19 protein-coding genes are annotated in these 17,397 nt (G+C 63.0%); 10 read left to right on the forward strand and 9 right to left on the reverse strand.

Features of this window, described 5'->3' with window-relative positions; genetic code table 11:
• Positions 1-74: 74 nt before the first annotated feature.
• Complete coding sequence (locus tag FJV83_RS04030) at positions 75-965, forward strand: fatty acid desaturase family protein (protein ID WP_142886362.1); 891 nt, start codon at positions 75-77, stop codon at positions 963-965.
• 9 nt (positions 966-974) lie between these two features.
• Here FJV83_RS04030 and FJV83_RS04035 read toward each other — a convergent pair whose 3' ends face one another.
• The 3 genes from FJV83_RS04035 to FJV83_RS04045 all read right to left on the reverse strand — a co-directional run bounded on the left by FJV83_RS04035 (position 975) and on the right by FJV83_RS04045 (position 4,677).
• Positions 975-3,116, reverse strand: coding sequence for an EAL domain-containing protein (locus tag FJV83_RS04035; RefSeq protein ID WP_142886363.1), 2,142 nt, complete (start codon positions 3,114-3,116; stop codon positions 975-977).
• Positions 3,117-3,181: 65 nt separating this feature from the next.
• The gene (locus tag FJV83_RS04040; protein WP_095770716.1) at positions 3,182-3,817 is read right to left on the reverse strand and encodes an HD family hydrolase; all 636 of its coding nucleotides are present in this window, start codon (positions 3,815-3,817) and stop codon (positions 3,182-3,184) included.
• Entirely contained in the window at positions 3,817-4,677 is an 861-nt protein-coding gene (locus tag FJV83_RS04045) for a folate-binding protein YgfZ (RefSeq protein WP_142886364.1), read from the reverse strand. The genes FJV83_RS04040 and FJV83_RS04045 overlap by 1 nt, the downstream gene beginning before the upstream one ends.
• A gap of 75 nt (positions 4,678-4,752) precedes the next feature.
• On the opposite strand from FJV83_RS04045, the gene FJV83_RS04050 reads away from it, so the two are divergent.
• Positions 4,753-6,084: a dihydroorotase gene (locus FJV83_RS04050; RefSeq protein WP_185973412.1), complete on the forward strand. Its 1,332-nt coding sequence runs from the start codon at positions 4,753-4,755 to the stop codon at positions 6,082-6,084.
• A gap of 32 nt (positions 6,085-6,116) precedes the next feature.
• Here the strand turns inward: FJV83_RS04050 and FJV83_RS04055 are convergent, their stop codons facing one another.
• The 4 genes from FJV83_RS04055 to FJV83_RS04070 all read right to left on the reverse strand — a co-directional run bounded on the left by FJV83_RS04055 (position 6,117) and on the right by FJV83_RS04070 (position 8,463).
• Positions 6,117-6,908: a hypothetical protein gene (locus FJV83_RS04055; protein WP_185973413.1), complete on the reverse strand. Its 792-nt coding sequence runs from the start codon at positions 6,906-6,908 to the stop codon at positions 6,117-6,119.
• Between the two features lie 70 nt (positions 6,909-6,978).
• Positions 6,979-7,236, reverse strand: coding sequence for a hypothetical protein (locus FJV83_RS04060; protein WP_008874920.1), 258 nt, complete (start codon positions 7,234-7,236; stop codon positions 6,979-6,981).
• Positions 7,237-7,588: 352 nt separating this feature from the next.
• Complete coding sequence (locus FJV83_RS04065; protein ID WP_142875490.1) at positions 7,589-7,966, reverse strand: TIGR02301 family protein; 378 nt, start codon at positions 7,964-7,966, stop codon at positions 7,589-7,591.
• Between the two features lie 62 nt (positions 7,967-8,028).
• Positions 8,029-8,463, reverse strand: coding sequence for an NUDIX hydrolase (locus tag FJV83_RS04070; RefSeq protein ID WP_095791417.1), 435 nt, complete (start codon positions 8,461-8,463; stop codon positions 8,029-8,031).
• Positions 8,464-8,589: 126 nt separating this feature from the next.
• Here FJV83_RS04070 and FJV83_RS04075 point away from each other — a divergent pair, with 126 nt between their 5' ends.
• A complete protein-coding gene (locus FJV83_RS04075) occupies positions 8,590-9,351 on the forward strand; it encodes an SOS response-associated peptidase (protein WP_142886366.1) in 762 nt (253 codons plus the stop codon).
• 67 nt (positions 9,352-9,418) lie between these two features.
• Here FJV83_RS04075 and FJV83_RS04080 read toward each other — a convergent pair whose 3' ends face one another.
• Positions 9,419-9,574: a hypothetical protein gene (locus FJV83_RS04080; RefSeq protein WP_095770711.1), complete on the reverse strand. Its 156-nt coding sequence runs from the start codon at positions 9,572-9,574 to the stop codon at positions 9,419-9,421.
• Positions 9,575-9,991: 417 nt separating this feature from the next.
• On the opposite strand from FJV83_RS04080, the gene cysS reads away from it, so the two are divergent.
• The 7 genes from cysS (at position 9,992) to rarD (ending at position 16,358) form a co-directional block, all read left to right on the forward strand.
• Positions 9,992-11,425, forward strand: coding sequence for a cysteine--tRNA ligase (cysS, locus tag FJV83_RS04085; RefSeq protein ID WP_142886367.1), 1,434 nt, complete (start codon positions 9,992-9,994; stop codon positions 11,423-11,425).
• A complete protein-coding gene (locus FJV83_RS04090; RefSeq protein ID WP_095770709.1) occupies positions 11,422-11,808 on the forward strand; it encodes a VOC family protein in 387 nt (128 codons plus the stop codon). The genes cysS and FJV83_RS04090 overlap by 4 nt, the downstream gene beginning before the upstream one ends.
• Before the next feature lie 3 nt (positions 11,809-11,811).
• Positions 11,812-12,303 (forward strand): GFA family protein, encoded by a 492-nt coding sequence (locus FJV83_RS04095; protein ID WP_142886368.1) that lies wholly within the window; start codon positions 11,812-11,814, stop codon positions 12,301-12,303.
• A complete protein-coding gene (locus FJV83_RS04100) occupies positions 12,300-12,776 on the forward strand; it encodes a GFA family protein (RefSeq protein ID WP_095770932.1) in 477 nt (158 codons plus the stop codon). The genes FJV83_RS04095 and FJV83_RS04100 overlap by 4 nt, the downstream gene beginning before the upstream one ends.
• Positions 12,773-13,723, forward strand: coding sequence for a prolyl aminopeptidase (gene pip, locus FJV83_RS04105; RefSeq protein ID WP_142886369.1), 951 nt, complete (start codon positions 12,773-12,775; stop codon positions 13,721-13,723). Before FJV83_RS04100 ends, pip begins: the two co-directional genes overlap by 4 nt.
• Positions 13,720-15,342, forward strand: coding sequence for a citramalate synthase (cimA, locus tag FJV83_RS04110; RefSeq protein ID WP_185973414.1), 1,623 nt, complete (start codon positions 13,720-13,722; stop codon positions 15,340-15,342). Before pip ends, cimA begins: the two co-directional genes overlap by 4 nt.
• Positions 15,343-15,425: 83 nt before the next feature.
• On the forward strand, positions 15,426-16,358 hold the full coding sequence (rarD, locus tag FJV83_RS04115; RefSeq protein ID WP_142886371.1) for an EamA family transporter RarD: 933 nt from the start codon (positions 15,426-15,428) through the stop codon (positions 16,356-16,358).
• Here the strand turns inward: rarD and FJV83_RS04120 are convergent.
• Positions 16,336-17,331, reverse strand: coding sequence for a transporter (locus FJV83_RS04120; RefSeq protein ID WP_095770704.1), 996 nt, complete (start codon positions 17,329-17,331; stop codon positions 16,336-16,338). The genes rarD and FJV83_RS04120 overlap by 23 nt on opposite strands.
• Positions 17,332-17,397 lie beyond the last annotated feature (66 nt).

Consider the following 17,397-nt stretch of genomic DNA (forward strand, 5'->3'; position numbering starts at 1 on the left):
GAATCGTCGTTTTTGGAAAGCTTTTTCACCGCCTAGAGTGGGCCTTGTCAAATCGCCAGCCTGGATCGAAACCGATGGAGCATCGCGACATCATCGCGTCACTAACCCCGGAAGAGCGCGGTCGCCTGACCGCCAAGTCCAACGCTGCGGGTCTCGTTCAGCTCGGCGCCCATTGGGGGGCGATTGCGATCATTGGATCGCTGATCGCCGCGAAAGTACCATTCTGGCCGCTGCTGATACTGCCGCAAGGCATCCTGATCGTCTTCCTGTTCACGCTGCTGCATGAGACGGTTCATCGCACGGCCTTCGCGACGCAGTGGCTGAACGATGCCGTGGCGCGCGTATGCAGCCTGGCGCTGGCGCTGCCGGCCGACTGGTTCCGCTATTTCCATTTCGCCCACCACCGCTTCACCCAGGACCCCGAAAACGATCCGGAGCTGGCCTTTCCCAAGCCGGAAACGCTAAGACAGTATCTCGTGCATGTTTCCGGCATCCCGCTGTGGTGGGGCCATCTCAAGACGCTCTACGCCAATGCGGTTGGCAGCAGCCAGGAAAGCTATGTGCCGCCGAAAGGCCGGCCCAAGGTGCGGGCCGAAGCGCGCGCCATGATTGCTTTCTACGCGGTCGTCCTTTTGCTTGCCGTCTATTTCCGGCTCTCCGTGCTTTTCTATGTCTGGATCATTCCCGCTCTGCTGGGGCAGCCGTTTCTGCGCCTCTATCTGCTGGCCGAGCACGGCCGCTGTCCGTTCGTGGCCAACATGCTGGAGAATACGAGAACCACGCTGACCAACTGGGTGGTGCGCAAGCTCGCCTGGAACATGCCGTTCCATGCCGAGCATCACGCCTATCCCGGCGTGCCGTTTCACCAATTGCCGCAGTTTCACGCGCTGATCGAGCGGCATCTGAAGGTGGTCGAGCCGGGCTATGTCAGCTTCCACGAGAAATATATCGAAACGCTGAATTGACCGATGCCATCAGCCGGTCTGGCTGTGTAGCGCACGCGCCTTCAACAGACGCTGGATGTCCGCTGCCTTCGACGGCACGCCGATCAGATAGCCTTGCGCCTCTGCACAGCCATTGTCGCGCAGCATGTCGAGTTGTACCTCGGTCTCGACGCCTTCGGCGGTGACGACAATACCAAGCTCGTTGCCGAGGCCGATAATGGTGCGGACGATCGCCGCCGTGTCGCGATTGCCCATATCGCGGATGAAGGAGCGGTCGATCTTGATCTTGTCGACCGGGAAACGCCTGAGATAGCCGAGCGAGGAATAGCCGGTGCCGAAATCATCCAGCGCGATGCGGATGCCGAGATCGCGCAACTGCCGCAGCGTCTTCAGCACGGCCTTGCTCTCGTCCATCAGCACGGTTTCGGTGATTTCCAGCTCCAGCTGTCCGGCCGGCACCCCGGAAAAGGCCAGGGCCGAGATGACGTTGCGGGCAAACCCGCCGCTTTTGAGCTGCACGGCCGAGACGTTGACCGCGATGCGCAGGCCGGGAGGCCAGCTGGCCGCCGCTGCGCAGGCCTTCCTCAGCGCCCACTCGCCGAGCGGCACGATCAGTCCGGTCTCTTCGGCGACGGGAATGAACGCGTCCGGCGCGACCGTGCCGCGCGTCGGGGAATGCCAGCGCATCAAGGCCTCCGCGCCGATGATCTCGCCGGAGGCGATGTTCATGATGGGCTGGAAATCGAGATCGAACTCCTGGCGCGGCAGCGCCGCGTCGAGGTCGACCTCGAGCGCCCGCCGGGCCTGCACGATGGCATCCATCGCGGGCTCGAAGAAGCGATAGAGGTTTCTCCCTTCGCTCTTGGCCCGATAGAGCGCCGTATCGGCGTTTTTCAGCAGCGTATCGGCGTCCTTGCCATCTTCAGGGAAAACGGCGATGCCGAGGCTGATGCCGATATGCATATCCCGGCTCTTGTCGCGAAACGGTTTTGCGATGGCCTCGACGATGCGCTTCGCCAGTTTTTCAGCGTCGGCGATGCCCCTCGAGTTGAACTGCATGACGACGAACTCGTCGCCGCCGAAGCGGGCGACCACGTCTGTTTCATTGCGCAGGCAACGCTGCAGCCTCTCGGCGACGCTTTTCAGGAGCCAGTCGCCGGCGGGATGTCCCCAGGTGTCGTTGATCGCCTTGAAGCGGTCGAGATCGAGCGAGAAGATTGCCAACGGCGGTGCCGCCGCATCCTCCAACGCCACGTCGAGCCGTTCGCGGAACATCGAGCGATTGGGCAGTCCGGTCAGCGTGTCGTGATGCGCAAGATGGATCATGCGCTCTTCGGTGCGTCGACGTTCGGTGACGTCGTCGAAGGTCACCACCCAGCCGCCGCCACTCATCGGCTGGCGCGTGACCAGGATCGTCCTGCCGTCGGTTAGATAACGATAGGCCTCGTGCATTTTTGCCGCTTTCAGGCAGGCTTCGGTCTTGGCGACTTCGCTGTCGACGTCGATCTTCTGGTAGATGCCGAGCTCCAGCAGCTTTTCGAGCGCGTCGCGATGCGTCGTCCCAAGCGGAAAGTCCGCCGCGGTGGCGTTGTAGAGCTCTAGAAAGCGCCGGTTGCGTACGATCATCTTGCCGTCGGCGTCGTACATCAGCAGGCCTTGCGACATGTTGGCGAGTGCCGCGTCGAAACGGCGATGCTGCTCCTTGAGATCCTGCTCGGCGCGCCGCTGTTCGGTGATGTCCTCGTAGATCGAGACCCAACCGCCGAGGGCCAGCGGGCGGTGCGAGATGTTGATGATGCGACCGTCCGACAGCGTTTCTTCGTAGGTCGAGGGTTTCGCCTGGTCGATATAGGGTTTGCGGATGGCATAGAGCTCGTCGGCGCTTTGCGAGGCGATGCCGATGTCGACACTGTGCCGCAGGATGTCGATGAAGCGGATGCCCGGTCGTACCAGCTTGGCGTCGAGGCAGAAGATGTCGATGTAGTTGCCGTTGCAGATGATCATGCGTTCGTCGGCATCGAACATGCACAAACCGTGCGACATGTTCTCGACAGCGGCGGAAAAGCGCTCGTTCTGTTCGCGCAACTCGTCTTCCATGTGGCGAGAGCGCTCCACGCCTTCGGCTGCCCGCTCCGGGACGATCGAACCATCCTTGACATCCACGACGGGCATGAGGCGCGCCTGCGGTGCGTGATCGAACACCACACTGTTGCCGTTTCCGGTTAATTTAGCGTTCTCTACCCTACCGCCGATGTCGCAACTGGATGCCGCGACTTCTCAAGCGCCGAAAACCGCTTCAGGAAGGCATCCTGCGCCCAAGTCACCGAGCGTGGTGTGAAATCGAAGCGCTCGGCGGAGAAACCGCGCGGACGGCCGAAGAATTCGGTCGCTTCGGCGGTCGAGAAGCCCGCAAGCAGCGTTGCCTCGAAATAGGCGGCGATCTGGTCGGCGCGCTTGATGTCCCTGCGCACCGCCGCGGCCGGTTCGGGAGGCAGCGAGAAGCGCTGATGGATGGCGCGCTGCAGGCGCAATTCGCAGTCCTTGTAGCTGCCGCCCATCACCGACTTGAACGGCGAGATCATGTCACCGATGACATATTCAGGTGCGTCGTGCAGCAGCGCGGCGAGCCGGTCGGTGGCAGAAGCCTGAGGCACCAGATTATTGAACAGGGCTTCGACCAGCAGCGAGTGCTGGGCGACCGAAAACGCATGCTCGCCGCTGGTCTGGCCGTTCCAGCGGGCGACGCGGGCGAGCCCATGGGCAATGTCGGAAATCTCGATGTCGAGCGGCGAGGGGTCGAGCAGGTCGAGCCGGCGGCCGGACAGCATGCGCTGCCAGGCGCGTGGCGGCGCCCCGGTGCGGTCCGCCGCCATCAGGCTTCCTCCGCGCTGACGGTTTCCTGCGGAAAACTGAATTTGGCCCAAGTGGGAATGGCCATCGTCACCGGCACATCGCCAGCCAGGATCGGCTGGCCGGCGTCGAGCGCCGCCTTGACCCTGTCGATGCGGGCAATGGCAAGCCCGATGTCGCCGGCGCTCGAGCCGAGCGTGCCGACCGGCCGGCCCTCGACGGTGAGTTCGGTGCCGGAGGCGGGCAGGGCAAGCCCAGCTTGCACGATCAGCACACGTCGCCTGGCGGTGCCGCGATGCTGCATGCGCGAGACCACTTCCTGGCCGACATAGCAGCCTTTCTTGAAGCCGACGCCGCCGGTCTGGTCGAGCAGCACGTCATGCGGGAAGGCGTCGCCCAACGCATAATCGGCACCGCTCTCCGCGATGCCGTGGGCGATGCGGAAGGCCTGCCATGCAGCGATGTCGCCGGCGTCCGCAATGCCGGCATAGGAGCGTGTGACGCTTTCCTTGGCAAAGCGCTTGTCGGCACACGCGGTTGAATCATTTTCTGAGGCGGTTGACTCCTTTCCCCACGCAACAGCGACAAGGGACTGTTCCGACTTGGCAATCTCGACCTTGGCGCGAAGCTTGTAGAGCATCAGCCGGCGAATGAAATCGTCCGAAATGTCGGCCCGGCATTCCAACCGGAAGGCGTTTTCGCCGGCACGCGAGATCAGGAAGTCGAACAGGATCTTGCCTTGCGGCGTCAACAGCGCGCCCGGCTTGGCTTCGCGGACGCCGAGCGTATCGAGATCGGTGGTCAGGATGTTTTGCAGAAAGTGCTCGGCATCCGGGCCGGAGACGGAGATGAGCGCGCGGTCTTTCAGCAGGGCAAAGGGCATGGGAAGGATAAAAGCCTGATCTTGCAAAACGGTTGGCCATTACGTAAGCCGCTGACACTCCCCCCGCAAGAGAGCATGGCCATGACCTACGACCTCATCCTGACAGGCGGCACAGTGGTCAACCATGATGGCGAGGGGGCACGTGATATCGGCGTGAAGAATGGACGCATCGCCACAATAGGCGATCTCCGCCAGGCCTCGGCCGGCGAGACGATCGACTGTGGCGGCCTGCATATCCTGCCGGGCGTCATCGACAGCCAGGTGCATTTTCGCGAGCCTGGACTGGAGCACAAGGAAGATCTGGAAACCGGCTCGCGGGCGGCGGTGCTTGGCGGCGTCACCGCGGTGTTCGAGATGCCCAACACCAACCCGTTGACCACCAGCGAGGCAACGCTGGCCGACAAGGTCCGACGCGGCAGCGGGCGCATGCATTGCGACTTTGCGTTCTGGGTCGGCGGTACCCGCGACAACGCCAGGGATGTCGGCGAGCTCGAGCGGCTGCCGGGCGCCGCGGGCATAAAGGTTTTCATGGGTTCGTCCACCGGCGACCTGCTGGTCGAGGATGACGAAGGCGTCGCCTCGATCCTGCGGAACACCCGCCGCCGTGCCGCCTTTCATTCGGAGGATGAGTTCCGCCTGCGCGAGCGCCTTGGCGAACGCATCGAGGGTGAGCCGTCATCGCATCCGGTCTGGCGCGACGAGATCGCCGCCTTGCGCTGCACCGAACGGCTGGTGCGCATCGCGCGCGACGTTCGTGCCCGCATCCATGTCCTGCACATCTCGACCGCCGAGGAGATCTCATTCCTCGAACGGCACAAGGACGTCGCGACCTGCGAAGCGACGCCGCACCATCTGACGCTGAGCGCCGACGACTATCTCAGGCTCGGCACGCTGATCCAGATGAACCCGCCGGTGCGTGCCTCCCGCCACCGCGACGGCGTCTGGCACGGCATCGCGCAAGGCATCGTCGACGTGCTCGGCTCCGATCACGCACCGCACACGCTGGCCGAAAAGGCAAAACCCTATCCGGCCTCGCCCTCGGGCATGACCGGTGTGCAGACGCTGGTGCCGATCATGCTCGACCACGTCAACGCAGGCCGGCTGACCTTGCAGCGCTTCGTCGATCTCTCCAGCCACGGCCCGCAGCGCATTTTCGGCATGGCCAGAAAAGGCCGCATAGCGGCCGGCTACGACGCCGACTTCACGGTTGTCGATATGAAGCGGCGCGAGACCATCACCAATGCTCAGGCCGGTTCGAAGGCGGGCTGGACGCCTTATGACGGCAAGGAAGTCACCGGCTGGCCGGTCGGCACCGTCATTCGCGGCCGCCGCGTCATGTGGGAAGGCGAAATCGTGACGCCCGGGCAGGGCACGGCGGTGGAGTTTTCCGAGGCCCTTGTCGTCTGAGCTTCCTTTCCCCTTTGATCAGGGGCAAGCCCTTAGTCTCCGGCGACGAAAAATGTCCACTGGCCCGCAGGCGTGATGCCGACGCGATAGAAAATATAGGCGCCGAACTGCTTCATGTCGTCGAAATCGCCGGCGGTGACGATCTTGAACAGTTCGACCCGCTGCTTGGCGTCGAGCTTGTCCAGCGGCAGCGCGAAGAAATACGGCCAGACATAGAGTTCCTGCGCTGTTCCGGCGTCGACATGGACATAGCCGGCGCTGAGCACTTCCTCCAGTATGGCCAGGATCTCCTGGCCGTCAGGGTCGCCGGACAGGCCCTTGAGGAAGGCGATGGCGTCGCCGTCGATGTCAGCCAGCGACAGCTGGGTCATACTGTCGCCCTTGCCGATCAGGGGCCGCAGCTTTTCAATGTCGCCGCTCTTGCAGGCCTCGATGATCAGATCATGCATGCGCCGCACGGGCTCGGGCAGCTTGCTAAGGTCGTAGACGACCTCGGGCAAGGGTGCTTCGGGATCGACACGCGGCCTGTTGGTGCCGCCATCCGCTGGACTGTCGGGCTCCGCCGCGTCCGGAGCGGCCGGCTGCTGGCCGGTCGAAGGCGGCGTTCCCACCGGGTCGGGCATGGGAATCGCGCCGCCGGGCGACGAAACGTCGTCATCCGCTGACGGTGTGACAGGCGAGGGAAGCTCTTCGCGTTGGATCTCGCTCAGCGCATGAGCAGGGCTGCTTGCCAGGCACGTCACAAAGGCAATCGCGGCACAGCACGCGGCGAGACGGATGTAGAGGACCAAGCCCTTAGGCCGGCCTGACATCGGAAAATTCACTGCCCGTATCTCCTTGGCCCCGGGCATGATGCCCAAACGGCACTCGATCGTCAAAGAACCGGATGTCGGTTCAGTGCCGCAGCCGCTCGGGTTCGAAGGCGCCAGCAATCACCTTTTCACGCATGCGGTCGAGCAGGGCAAGGGCCGATGTCTCGCCGTTGGCGCGCAGCATTTCACCAAACGCGGTCTCAAGCGCCGCCTCGGCAATGATCTCGGGCTCGATGCCGGCCGAAAGGCCCTCGGCCCAGGCTTCGCTGTGGCTTTCCACCGCCGTCAGGCGCTTTTCTTCCCTGACCAGCGCGTCGATGTCGTTGACACCATGTTCCATAAGCGATGTCCACCCTTTCAAGCTGCGATCCCTCAGTGCGGATCAGGCTTGATCTGTTCCGTTTACACGCAGCCTTAAGTAAGTATCTGTAAATACGACATTTTTTTGATCGTCTTTTACAGCAGACGGCTGTGTTTGGCGAAGCTGCGTTTCAACCCGGATCAAACTTAGCCGATTAGGCCGGCCTGCGGGGTGAAAACCTTCAGTTTGAGTTAATTTCGCATTCTTGCGGTAACGTTTGATTAACGTTGTTGCAGAAGTGCAACATCAGGATTGCACCAAGACACAGATCGCTACAAGCCGGATTTGTCTGATAGGACCAGCGACAGCGCGGATATCTGTTGATGGCTGCCTAATTGCCGTAGCGCGAGGCGATGTCGCGCGACAGCGTCTCGCCTTCCTTCATGTAACGGCTGATGGCTTCCGTGGCTGAAGCCGTGCACTGCGTATAGGTGCCGCCGAAGGAACGATAGCCGCGATTGAAGCTGGCGATGAAGCGGGCGCGACGCTCCGGATCCGGATTTTCCGATTCGAGCAGTTTTTCCATTTGGCCACGCCACTGGTCGCCCTTCTCGCCGCACAGATTGCGCAGGAAATGCAGCGACCCCAGCACCTCCGCCAGCCGCATCAGTCCCGGCTCGAACGGTGACTCGGCGCTGAACGCCGGCCGCGCAGCCGCGGCCGTACTGACGGCAAGGCACAAAGCGACAAGGAAAGGAGCGCGGCTCATAAGTCTATGTGGCCAAACAATTTGTCGCCTGCAAGGCGTTTCCGGCGCGGCGGTTGGGGAATTCAGCGGCTTTCGGGGGAACCAGCTGGTCGGCCAAGCAGATCCTCCGCCACCGCGAACACCGAGCCGGCAAGCGGCAGCGCCGCCATCTCGCGGAGCGTGTAGAAGGCTGCTGTCTCGGCATCGTCGCTGGCCACGGCCTCGCCGCCGGCATAGGCGGCACCAAAGACCGTGAGGCGGTAATCGACAGGGTGGGAATCGTCCCTGCCGTCGATATGGATTTCCCGAAGCGGGCGAAAACCGGTGGCACGCAAGCCGGTCTCTTCCAGCAGCTCGCGCCTGACAGCATCCTCCAGCGTCTCGCCGGCCTCGACCTTGCCGCCAGGAAAGGCGTAGAGACCCTGTGAAGGTTGCCGTGCCCGCTTGACCAACAGCACGGTGTCGCCGCGCACCACGGCTACCGAGACCGCCGGCAGTATCTTTCGTGTATCGTTCATGGCTCCCACCGTTCGGCCGCCGCAGCCCGCTGTGGACGGCCGCCGCCGGACAGCTTTAGCGGTTGCAGTGCGGCTGTTCCATTGTCACTTTCCGGCGGCGCCATTCGAAGGCAGGAGCAATCGATCATGTGCGGACGTTTCGCCTTGACCGCCACACCGGATCAGACCGCTGCCTTTCTCGGCCTGGCGGAGCTGGAGGATTTCCCGGCCCGCTACAACATCGCGCCGACGCAACCGGTGCTGATGGCGACCGCCGCTGCGCCGCGGGCACCGGGTTCCAATTTGCCCGATCGGCAACCGATGCTAGTGCGCTGGGGGCTCATTCCCACCTGGGTCAAGGACACAAGGGAGTTTCCGCTGCTGTTCAACGCGCGCTCGGAAGGCGCAATCGAAAAGGCCTCCTTCAAGGCCGCCATGCGCCATCGCCGCACGCTGGTGCCGGCGTCAGGCTTCTACGAATGGCGGCAGAGCGGGGGCAAGAAGGGGCAACCCTACTGGATCCGGCCCAGGCAAGGCGGCCTGGTCGCCTTTGCCGGCCTGATGGAGACCTATGCCGAGCCCGGCGGTTCGGAAATGGACACCGGCGCCATCCTGACGGTCAACGCCAATGCCGCCATCGCCCACATCCACGATCGAATGCCTGTGGTCATCGATCCGGGGGATTTCGCCCGCTGGCTGGATTGCCGCACGTTGGAGCCGCGCGATGTCGCCGACCTGCTGCGGCCGGCGCAACCGGATTTCTTCGAAGCTATCCCCGTCTCCGACCTCGTCAACAAGGTCGCCAACACCGGCCCGGAGATTCAGCAGAGGGGCGAGGTCGGGCCGGAGCCCGAGAAGACCATACGCCGGAAGCCCGACGCGGACGACAGTCAGATGACGTTGTTCTAGCTGAAGTTTCTGTCTGGAGGCTTATACGCCTCATGCCCGGCGCCTTTGGCGCCGGCCGCACTCTGCTTCAGGCAGCGCGGGGCGATATGATCTTCGGCGCCGGCTTCTTTTTCTTCGCGGTGTGAAGAAGGGCGGCGACGATCGCGGCCGGGCCGATGGCGCGATAGTGGCTGGCCAGCGCCGGTTGCTTGGCGCGGGTGGCTTCCTGCTTGCTTCGAGGCATGTTTCTCTTCCCAGGTAACGTTTTCGTGTTCGCGTTTGACCGTCGAATCCGACCAAATCGTGACGTTTGGTGATCTAGCCGGCCAATGTTTCATGACTGTGCCGACATGTTTAATAAAATGTTTCACTGCCTGATTCCGCGTGATCGAGCGACGCGTTTGCCAATCTCTACGGCGTTTTTCTCGGCAGCAGCGACTTGACGGCAACACTGACCAAGGCGATAAAGCCGCCCATGAAAACGTCTTTCGCCATTTGTGGCATTTGCATTATTGGCTAGCCTCGCGCTGGTCCGGACGTTTTCGCCTCATCTTTCCCCAGAGTGGACAAACGCCCCGGCCAGCAGGCTGGAGTCCGATTTGCGCCTCGGCGCGGGACCGGCTCCATCCAGATAAAAAGTTCTGAACCGGGAAGGCATGGAATGTCCGACGCATCGCAGGGCCTGCGCCTCTACAACACGCTGACGCGCACGAAAGAGGATTTCGTTCCGATCGATGCGCTCAATGTGCGCATGTATGTCTGCGGCCCGACCGTCTACGACTTCGCCCATATCGGCAATGCCAGGCCGGTTATCGTCTTCGACGTGCTGTTTCGCCTGCTGCGCCATCTCTATGGGCAGGCGCATGTCACCTATGTGCGCAACATCACCGACGTCGACGACAAGATCAACGCGCGTGCGCTGCGCGATTTCGGTGGCGAGATATCGGCCGGAAAGCTGTCGCTCAACGAAGCGATCCGGCGGGTGACCGAAAAGACCGCCGACCAGTTCCACAGGGATGTCGCCACACTCGGCTGCCTTGAGCCGACGGTCGAGCCGCGCGCTACCGAATTCGTCGAGCCCCGCGCCGACGGCAAGGCCGACATGATCACCTTGATTCAAAGCCTGATCCAACGCGGCCATGCCTATGTCGCGGCGGGCGAAGTTCTGTTCGACACCGCGTCGATGCCGGACTACGGCCAATTGTCGAAGCGCAATCTCGACGAACAGCAGGCCGGCGCCCGCGTCGCCGTCGATGCGCACAAGAAGAACCCTGGCGATTTCGTGCTGTGGAAGCTGTCATCGCCGGAAGAGCCGGGCTGGCAGAGCCCGTGGGGCAGGGGCCGGCCGGGCTGGCACATCGAATGCTCGGCGATGTCGGCAGCCTATCTCGGCGAGGTGTTCGACATCCATGGCGGCGGCCTCGATCTCATCTTCCCGCATCATGAGAACGAGATCGCCCAGTCGCGCTGCGCCCACGGCACATCAGTCATGGCCAATGTCTGGATGCACAACGGCTTCCTGCAGGTCGAAGGGCAGAAGATGTCGAAGAGCCTCGGCAATTTCTACTCGATCCACGAACTTCTGGAGACCGAGACCTTCGGCGGCCGCAATTGGCCGGGCGAGGTGCTGCGACTGGCGATGCTGATGACGCACTACCGCGAGCCGATCGACTTTTCCGTGCGCAAGCTGGAGGAGGCGGAGAACACGCTGCGCAAGTGGAAACGCGCCGCCGATCTGGCGCCTGCGGCAGGGCGGTTGCCGGTGGAGGTCATCAATGCCTTGTCGGACGATCTCGCCACCTATGCTGCCTTCCAGGTCCTGACGCAGTTGGCTGGCGAGGCCGCGGAAGGCAACGAAGCCGCCGCCGCGCTGAAGGCGTCACTGCTGTTCCTCGGCTTCGATGTTGCCTCGGCAAAGGTCGACCAAGACAAGATCGCCAAGGCAATCGCCAATCGCCTCGCTCTCATCGCCGCCAAGAACTGGGCCGAAGCCGACCGCATCCGCGACGAGCTTTTGGCGCAAGGTGTACAGTTGAAGGACGGCAAGGATCCCGCCACAGGCGAGCGCATCACCACTTGGGAGGTAAAGAGATGATCGACCATCTCGGCATCGACGTTGCAGATTTCGACGCTTCGAAGGCTTTCTATGACAAGGCGATGGCGCCGCTTGGTGCTTCCCTGCTCTATATGGTGCCGCTGGAATACACCGGCGGCGAAAAGGTCGGAGGCTATGGCCGTGATCGGCCGGTGTTCTGGTTGCAGGAAGGCAAGCAGGGGCAAAAGGCCCATCAGCATGTCGCTTTCACCGCGCGCAGCCGCGCCGAGGTCGATGCCTTCCATGCCGCGGCCCTTGCCGCCGGCGGCAAGGACAATGGCGCGCCGGGCCTGCGCCCGCACTATCATCCGAACTATTATGGCGCGTTCGTCTTCGATCCCGACGGCAACAATGTCGAGGCCGTCTGCCATGATCCGGAGTGAGCCATGAGCCTTGACAACCGGCCGGTCTACACAGGCGGCTGCCAATGCGGGGCGGTGCGCTTCCGCGTCGAAGGCGCGCTTGGCGATGCCTCGATCTGCCACTGCCGGATGTGCCAGAAGGCGAGCGGCAATTTCTACCTGCCGTTGGTCTCGGTGCGCGGCGCCAGGGTTGACTGGACACGAGGTGAGCCCAAGCGCTTCCGTTCCTCCAATGCCGCCCGGCGCGGCTTCTGCGCCGAATGCGGCACGCCGCTGACCTTCGAGGCGCCCGACGGCATGGCGCTGGCGATCGCCGCTTTCGACGATCCGGCTGGTATCGCACCGACCATCCAGTGGGGTACGGAGGCAAAACTGCCTTATGTCGACACTATTCCGCAACTGTCGGGCGAGGACACGATGGCGGACATGGGTACGGCTCCCTATCTCGCCGAGCTTGTGTCCTACCAGCATCCCGACCACGACACCGACCAATGGCCGCCGGAGGAAAGACCATGATCGAAACTGTCCGAACCGGCGGTTGCCAGTGCGGCGCCGTGCGCTTCCGCATCAAGGGCGCGCTCGGGCGCTCGTCCATCTGCCATTGCCGCATGTGCCAGAAACAGTTCGGCTCGTTCTTCGGTGCGCTGGTGACGGCACCCAGGGGCGGTGTCGAATGGACGCGTGAGGAACCAAGCTATTTCCAATCTTCGGTCAACATCGATCGCGGTTTTTGCGCCCGCTGCGGCACACCGTTGACCTACCGCCAGCCCGGCGGGCTCGAGATCGCGATCGGCGCCTTCGACGATCGCTCGGATCTGGCGCCGCAAATTCAGGTCAACTATGCGGCGAGGCTGCCCTGGGTGGAAAAAATCTTCGAGGCGCCGGTCCATGACGATCCCGACTTTTATGCAAGGCAGGAGCAGATCATCTCCTTCCAGCACCCCGATCACGAAACGGCCAACTGGCCGCAACAGGGCCTGAAACTATGAGCTTGCGTACCCTCTACCCGGAGATCGAACCGTTCGACAGCGGCATGCTCGATGTCGGCGATGGCCATCAGGTCTACTGGGAGCGTTCCGGCACCAAGGGCGCCAAACCGGCCGTGTTCCTGCATGGCGGGCCGGGCGGCACAATCTCGCCCAAACACCGGCGGCTGTTCGACCCAAAACTTTACGACGTCATCCTGTTCGATCAGCGCGGCTGCGGAAAATCGACGCCGAACGCCTCGCTGGAGGCCAACACGACCTGGCATCTCGTCGCCGACATCGAGCGCCTGCGCGAAATGGCCGGCTTCGACACATGGCTGGTGTTCGGCGGCTCCTGGGGCTCGACGCTGGCGCTCGCCTATGCCGAGACGCACCCCGATCGCGTCAGCGAGCTGGTTGTGCGCGGCATCTACACGCTGACCCGCGCCGAGCTCGAATGGTACTATCAGTTCGGCGTCTCCGAGATGTTTCCCGACAAGTGGGAGCGTTTCGTGGCGCCGATCCCCGAGGCCGAGCGCGGTGACATGATGGCCGCCTACCGCAAGCGCCTGGTCGGCTCGGACCGCAAGGCGCAGCTGGAAGCAGCCCGCGCGTGGAGCCTGTGGGAAGGCGAAACCATCACGCTGCTGCCGGAACCGGAAACCAGCGGCAAGTTTGGCGAGGACGACTATGCCGTCGCCTTCGCTCGCATCGAGAACCATTATTTCGTCCATGCCGGCTGGCTCGACGAGGGGCAGCTTCTGCGCGATGCCTGGAAGCTCAAGGATATCCCCGGCACCATCGTCCATGGCCGCTACGACATGCCGTGTCCGGCACGTTATGCCTGGGCGCTGCACAAGGCCTGGCCGAAAGCCGATTTCCATCTGATCGAGGGCGCCGGCCATGCTTATTCGGAGCCCGGCATCCTCGACCGGCTGATCCGTGCGACGGACAAATTTGCAGGCAAATGACCATGACCCGCGAACGCCTCTATCTCTTCGACACCACATTGCGCGATGGCCAGCAGACGCCGGGCATCGACTTTTCCGTCGAGGACAAGATCGCGATTGCAAAACTGCTCGACGATTTCGGCATGGACTATGTCGAGGGCGGCTATCCCGGCGCCAATCCGACCGACACGGCGTTCTTCCAGCAGAAACGCACGGCACGCGCCAAATTCGTCGCCTTCGGCATGACCAAGCGGGCAGGGGTCTCGGCCTCGAATGATCCCGGCCTTGCGGCGCTTGTGCAGTCGAAATCCGACGCCATCTGCTTCGTCGCCAAGAGCTGGGACTATCACGTCCGCGTCGCGCTCGGCTGCACCAATGAAGAGAATCTGGAGTCGATCAAGACTTCGGTCGAAACCGCTGTCACCTCGGGCAAGGAGGCGATGGTCGATTGCGAGCACTTTTTCGACGGCTTCAAGGCCAATCCGGACTATGCGCTGGCCTGCGCCAGGACGGCATACGACGCCGGCGCGCGCTGGGTGGTGTTGTGCGACACCAATGGCGGCACGCAGCCATCGGAAGCGCGCACCATCGTCGCCAAGGTCATTGCATCAGGCATTCCCGGCGATCATCTTGGTATCCACGCCCATGACGACACGGGCCAGGGGGTTGCGAATTCCCTGGCCGCGGTCGAGGCCGGCGTGCGCCAGATCCAGGGCACGCTGAACGGCATAGGCGAGCGCTGCGGCAACGCCAACCTGATCACGATCGTGCCGACACTGGCGCTGAAGCCGGCATTCGCGGATCGCTTCGAGACCGGCATTTCGGCCGAGGCGCTGACCGGCATTTCGCGTCTGTCGCGCGCATTCGATGAATTGCTGAACCGCGCGCCGGAAGCGCAGGCGCCCTATGTCGGCGCCTCGGCTTTCGCCACCAAGGCCGGCATCCATGCCTCCGCACTGGCCAAGGAGCCGGCGACCTATGAGCATGTGCCGCCGGAATCTGTCGGCAACCGCCGTCGCGTCATGGTCTCGGATCAGGGCGGCAAGGCCAATTTCCTCGCCGAGCTGAAGCGGCGCGGCATCGAGGTGCCCAGGGACGATCACCGGCTCGATGCGCTGATCGCGGTCGTCAAGGAGCGCGAGGCCGAGGGCTATGCCTATGAGGGCGCCGATGCGTCCTTCGAGCTGCTCGCCCGCAAGATGCTGCACGGCTTGCCGGAATTCTTCAACGTCACCTCGTTCCGCTGCATGGTCGAGCGCCGCTTCGACGCCAATGGCCAATTGAAGACGGTGTCCGAAGCGATCGTCAAAGTGCTGGTCGACGGCGAGGAAAAAATGTCGGTGGCGGAAGGGCACGGCCCGGTCAACGCGCTCGACATCGCGCTGCGCAAGGATCTCGGCAAATACCAGAGCGAGATCGTCGATCTCGAGCTCGCCGACTTCAAGGTGCGTATCCTCAATGGCGGCACCGAGGCCATCACCCGCGTCCTGATCGAATCGCATGACGGCACCGGCGCGCGCTGGTGGACGGTCGGGGTTTCCGAAAACATCATCGACGCCTCGTTCCAGGCACTGATGGATTCGATCATCTACAAGCTGATGAAGAACCGTGAGATGGCCGGGCTTGTTGCCGCCGAATAAGGTTGAACCATCAGCGAAAGTCCATTGATCCATCAGAACTTTGCGATGGTCTTGCCAAGGTTACTGGGCCATAGCGTTGGGCCATGGTCACTGAAGCAATTACCCTGGACGCGGAATCAAAGGCCCGCCGCGGCTTCCTGCTGGCGCTGGGCGCCTATCTCTTGTGGGGGATGCTACCTTTCTACATGAAGGCCGTGGCGCACCTGCCGCTTGCCGAGGTGATCGCCCACCGCATTGTCTGGTCCGTGCCGATCGCCGCGGCGGTCCTGGTCTGGGCCGGCCGTACGGCGGACTTCAAGGCGGCAATTCGGTCGCCCCGCACCATTGCCATGGCGGCGCTGACGGCGGCGTTGATTTCGGTCAACTGGGGCATCTATGTCTGGGCGATCGCGGTCGACCGCACCGTCGAGACCGCGCTTGGCTATTACATCAACCCGCTGGTCAGCGTCGTCGTCGGTGCGCTGCTGCTTGGCGAGCGGCTCGACCGTCTGCAGATCGCGGCGGTGGTGCTGGCGACGGTCGCCGTCACGGTGCTGACAATCGAGGGCGGCAAGCTGCCCTGGGTGTCGCTGGCGCTGGCGTTTTCCTTCGCCGCCTACGGCTTCTTCCGCAAGACGCTGCCGATCGGGCCAAGCCAGGGCTTTCTGCTCGAAGTGCTTTTGCTGTCCGTGCCGGCTCTCGGCTATATCGTCTACCTGATCGCGACGGGACAGGACCACATCGTGTCGGGCACCGGCACCGACACGGCGTTGCTGATGGGCTGCGGTCCGGTCACGTCGGTGCCGCTGCTTTTGTTTGCGTTCGGCGCCAAGCTTTTGCGCCTCTCGACCATCGGCATCATGCAATACATCGCGCCGACCATGGTTTTCCTGATCGCGGTTCTGATCTTCGACGAGCCGTTCGGCACGGCACAAGCCATTGCCTTTGCCCTGATCTGGACGGCGCTGGCGATGTATTCCTGGTCGATGCTGGTCACGGCGCGACGGGCGGCGGCTACATCTGTCCGAGCCGTCTGACGAACAGGTACGTCACGCCGGCGATCAGCAGCGAAACCGCCGTCACCACCCAGAAGCCCATCGGCGTGTCGACCAGGGGCAAACCGCCGACATTCATGCCGAACAGGCCTGAGATGATGGTCATCGGCAACAGCACCGCCGTCATGACGGAGAGAATGTAGAGAAGCTGGTTCGACTGCATGGTCAGTTTCGCCATCAGCTCGTCCTGCAACAACCTTGTGCGTGCCTGCAACTGCTCGCCGTCATTATAGAGGGTGAGGGCCCGGTGCGAGAGTCTGGCCGCCATATCATTGATCAGATCAGGCAGCTCGTCGCGATGCGAATGGTCGAGATGCCGGAACAGGTTGGTGAGCGTCGCCATCTGGCGGTGGATCACCACCAGTTGCCGGCGCGCCTCGACCAGCGCCTGGCGTTCATTGTGCCATGCATCGCGCACGACGCGATCCTCTATGCCGTCGAGCGCATCGCCAAGCTTGCCGAGCTCGCCCGACATGCCGTCGAGCGACTGGCCCATGACCGCCTCGATCAGGTCCGATGGCGAGCGGAATTTCCGCGATCCGTTCTCCACCGCCTTGCGGACGGCGTCGACCGACTCCAGCGGCTGCTTGCGGGCGCCGATCAACATCGTGTCGTTGAAGGCGAAGCGGAAATGGACGAGCCCGCGCGCCTCCGAGAAGTCATGCTTGAGGTCCGGCAGATCGCCATAGAGCCAGCCATCCTCATAATCGATGTGGCAGCCATGGCTGGGGGCGAGGAATGCGTCGCGCGCCGGGGCCGGCAGGGCCAACTCGGCGCCGATTTCCTGGCGTGCGTGGAGGTCGGTGATCTGGTAGCTGCGCCAGGTCCAGTGGGCTTGCGCCGGATCCTTGGTGCGCACGCCTTCAGCGGTGAAATGGTAGATGAAGAACAACCCGTGTTCATCAGGCAAATAGGGTGAAAGATCGGTGCCTTCGGCGGGGAGGGCGATGTTCACTGTCGCTTCTCCAGATGGTCCAAGCAACGAACCGCGCAAGCGGCTCACTGCGAGGTCTTAGCATGC

The sequence above is a fragment of the Mesorhizobium sp. WSM4307 genome, assembly GCF_007003945.1.
In the GTDB taxonomy this organism is placed as follows: Bacteria; Pseudomonadota; Alphaproteobacteria; order Rhizobiales; family Rhizobiaceae; genus Mesorhizobium.

What these genes read in the sequence shown, in the direction of transcription:
- FJV83_RS04030 (WP_142886362.1), top strand. Translation starts at nt 75, where the DNA reads ATGGAGCATCGCGACATCATCGCGTCACTAACCCCGGAAGAGCGCGGT.
- FJV83_RS04035 (WP_142886363.1), bottom strand. Translation starts at nt 3,116, where the DNA reads ATGCCCGTCGTGGATGTCAAGGATGGTTCGATCGTCCCGGAGCGGGCA.
- FJV83_RS04040 (WP_095770716.1), bottom strand. Translation starts at nt 3,817, where the DNA reads ATGGCGGCGGACCGCACCGGGGCGCCGCCACGCGCCTGGCAGCGCATG.
- FJV83_RS04045 (WP_142886364.1), bottom strand. Translation starts at nt 4,677, where the DNA reads ATGCCCTTTGCCCTGCTGAAAGACCGCGCGCTCATCTCCGTCTCCGGC.
- FJV83_RS04050 (WP_185973412.1), top strand. Translation starts at nt 4,753, where the DNA reads ATGGCCATGACCTACGACCTCATCCTGACAGGCGGCACAGTGGTCAAC.
- FJV83_RS04060 (WP_008874920.1), bottom strand. Translation starts at nt 7,236, where the DNA reads ATGGAACATGGTGTCAACGACATCGACGCGCTGGTCAGGGAAGAAAAG.
- FJV83_RS04065 (WP_142875490.1), bottom strand. Translation starts at nt 7,966, where the DNA reads ATGAGCCGCGCTCCTTTCCTTGTCGCTTTGTGCCTTGCCGTCAGTACG.
- FJV83_RS04070 (WP_095791417.1), bottom strand. Translation starts at nt 8,463, where the DNA reads ATGAACGATACACGAAAGATACTGCCGGCGGTCTCGGTAGCCGTGGTG.
- FJV83_RS04075 (WP_142886366.1), top strand. Translation starts at nt 8,590, where the DNA reads ATGTGCGGACGTTTCGCCTTGACCGCCACACCGGATCAGACCGCTGCC.
- FJV83_RS04080 (WP_095770711.1), bottom strand. Translation starts at nt 9,574, where the DNA reads ATGCCTCGAAGCAAGCAGGAAGCCACCCGCGCCAAGCAACCGGCGCTG.
- cysS (WP_142886367.1), top strand. Translation starts at nt 9,992, where the DNA reads ATGTCCGACGCATCGCAGGGCCTGCGCCTCTACAACACGCTGACGCGC.
- FJV83_RS04090 (WP_095770709.1), top strand. Translation starts at nt 11,422, where the DNA reads ATGATCGACCATCTCGGCATCGACGTTGCAGATTTCGACGCTTCGAAG.
- FJV83_RS04095 (WP_142886368.1), top strand. Translation starts at nt 11,812, where the DNA reads ATGAGCCTTGACAACCGGCCGGTCTACACAGGCGGCTGCCAATGCGGG.
- FJV83_RS04100 (WP_095770932.1), top strand. Translation starts at nt 12,300, where the DNA reads ATGATCGAAACTGTCCGAACCGGCGGTTGCCAGTGCGGCGCCGTGCGC.
- pip (WP_142886369.1), top strand. Translation starts at nt 12,773, where the DNA reads ATGAGCTTGCGTACCCTCTACCCGGAGATCGAACCGTTCGACAGCGGC.
- cimA (WP_185973414.1), top strand. Translation starts at nt 13,720, where the DNA reads ATGACCATGACCCGCGAACGCCTCTATCTCTTCGACACCACATTGCGC.
- rarD (WP_142886371.1), top strand. Translation starts at nt 15,426, where the DNA reads ATGGTCACTGAAGCAATTACCCTGGACGCGGAATCAAAGGCCCGCCGC.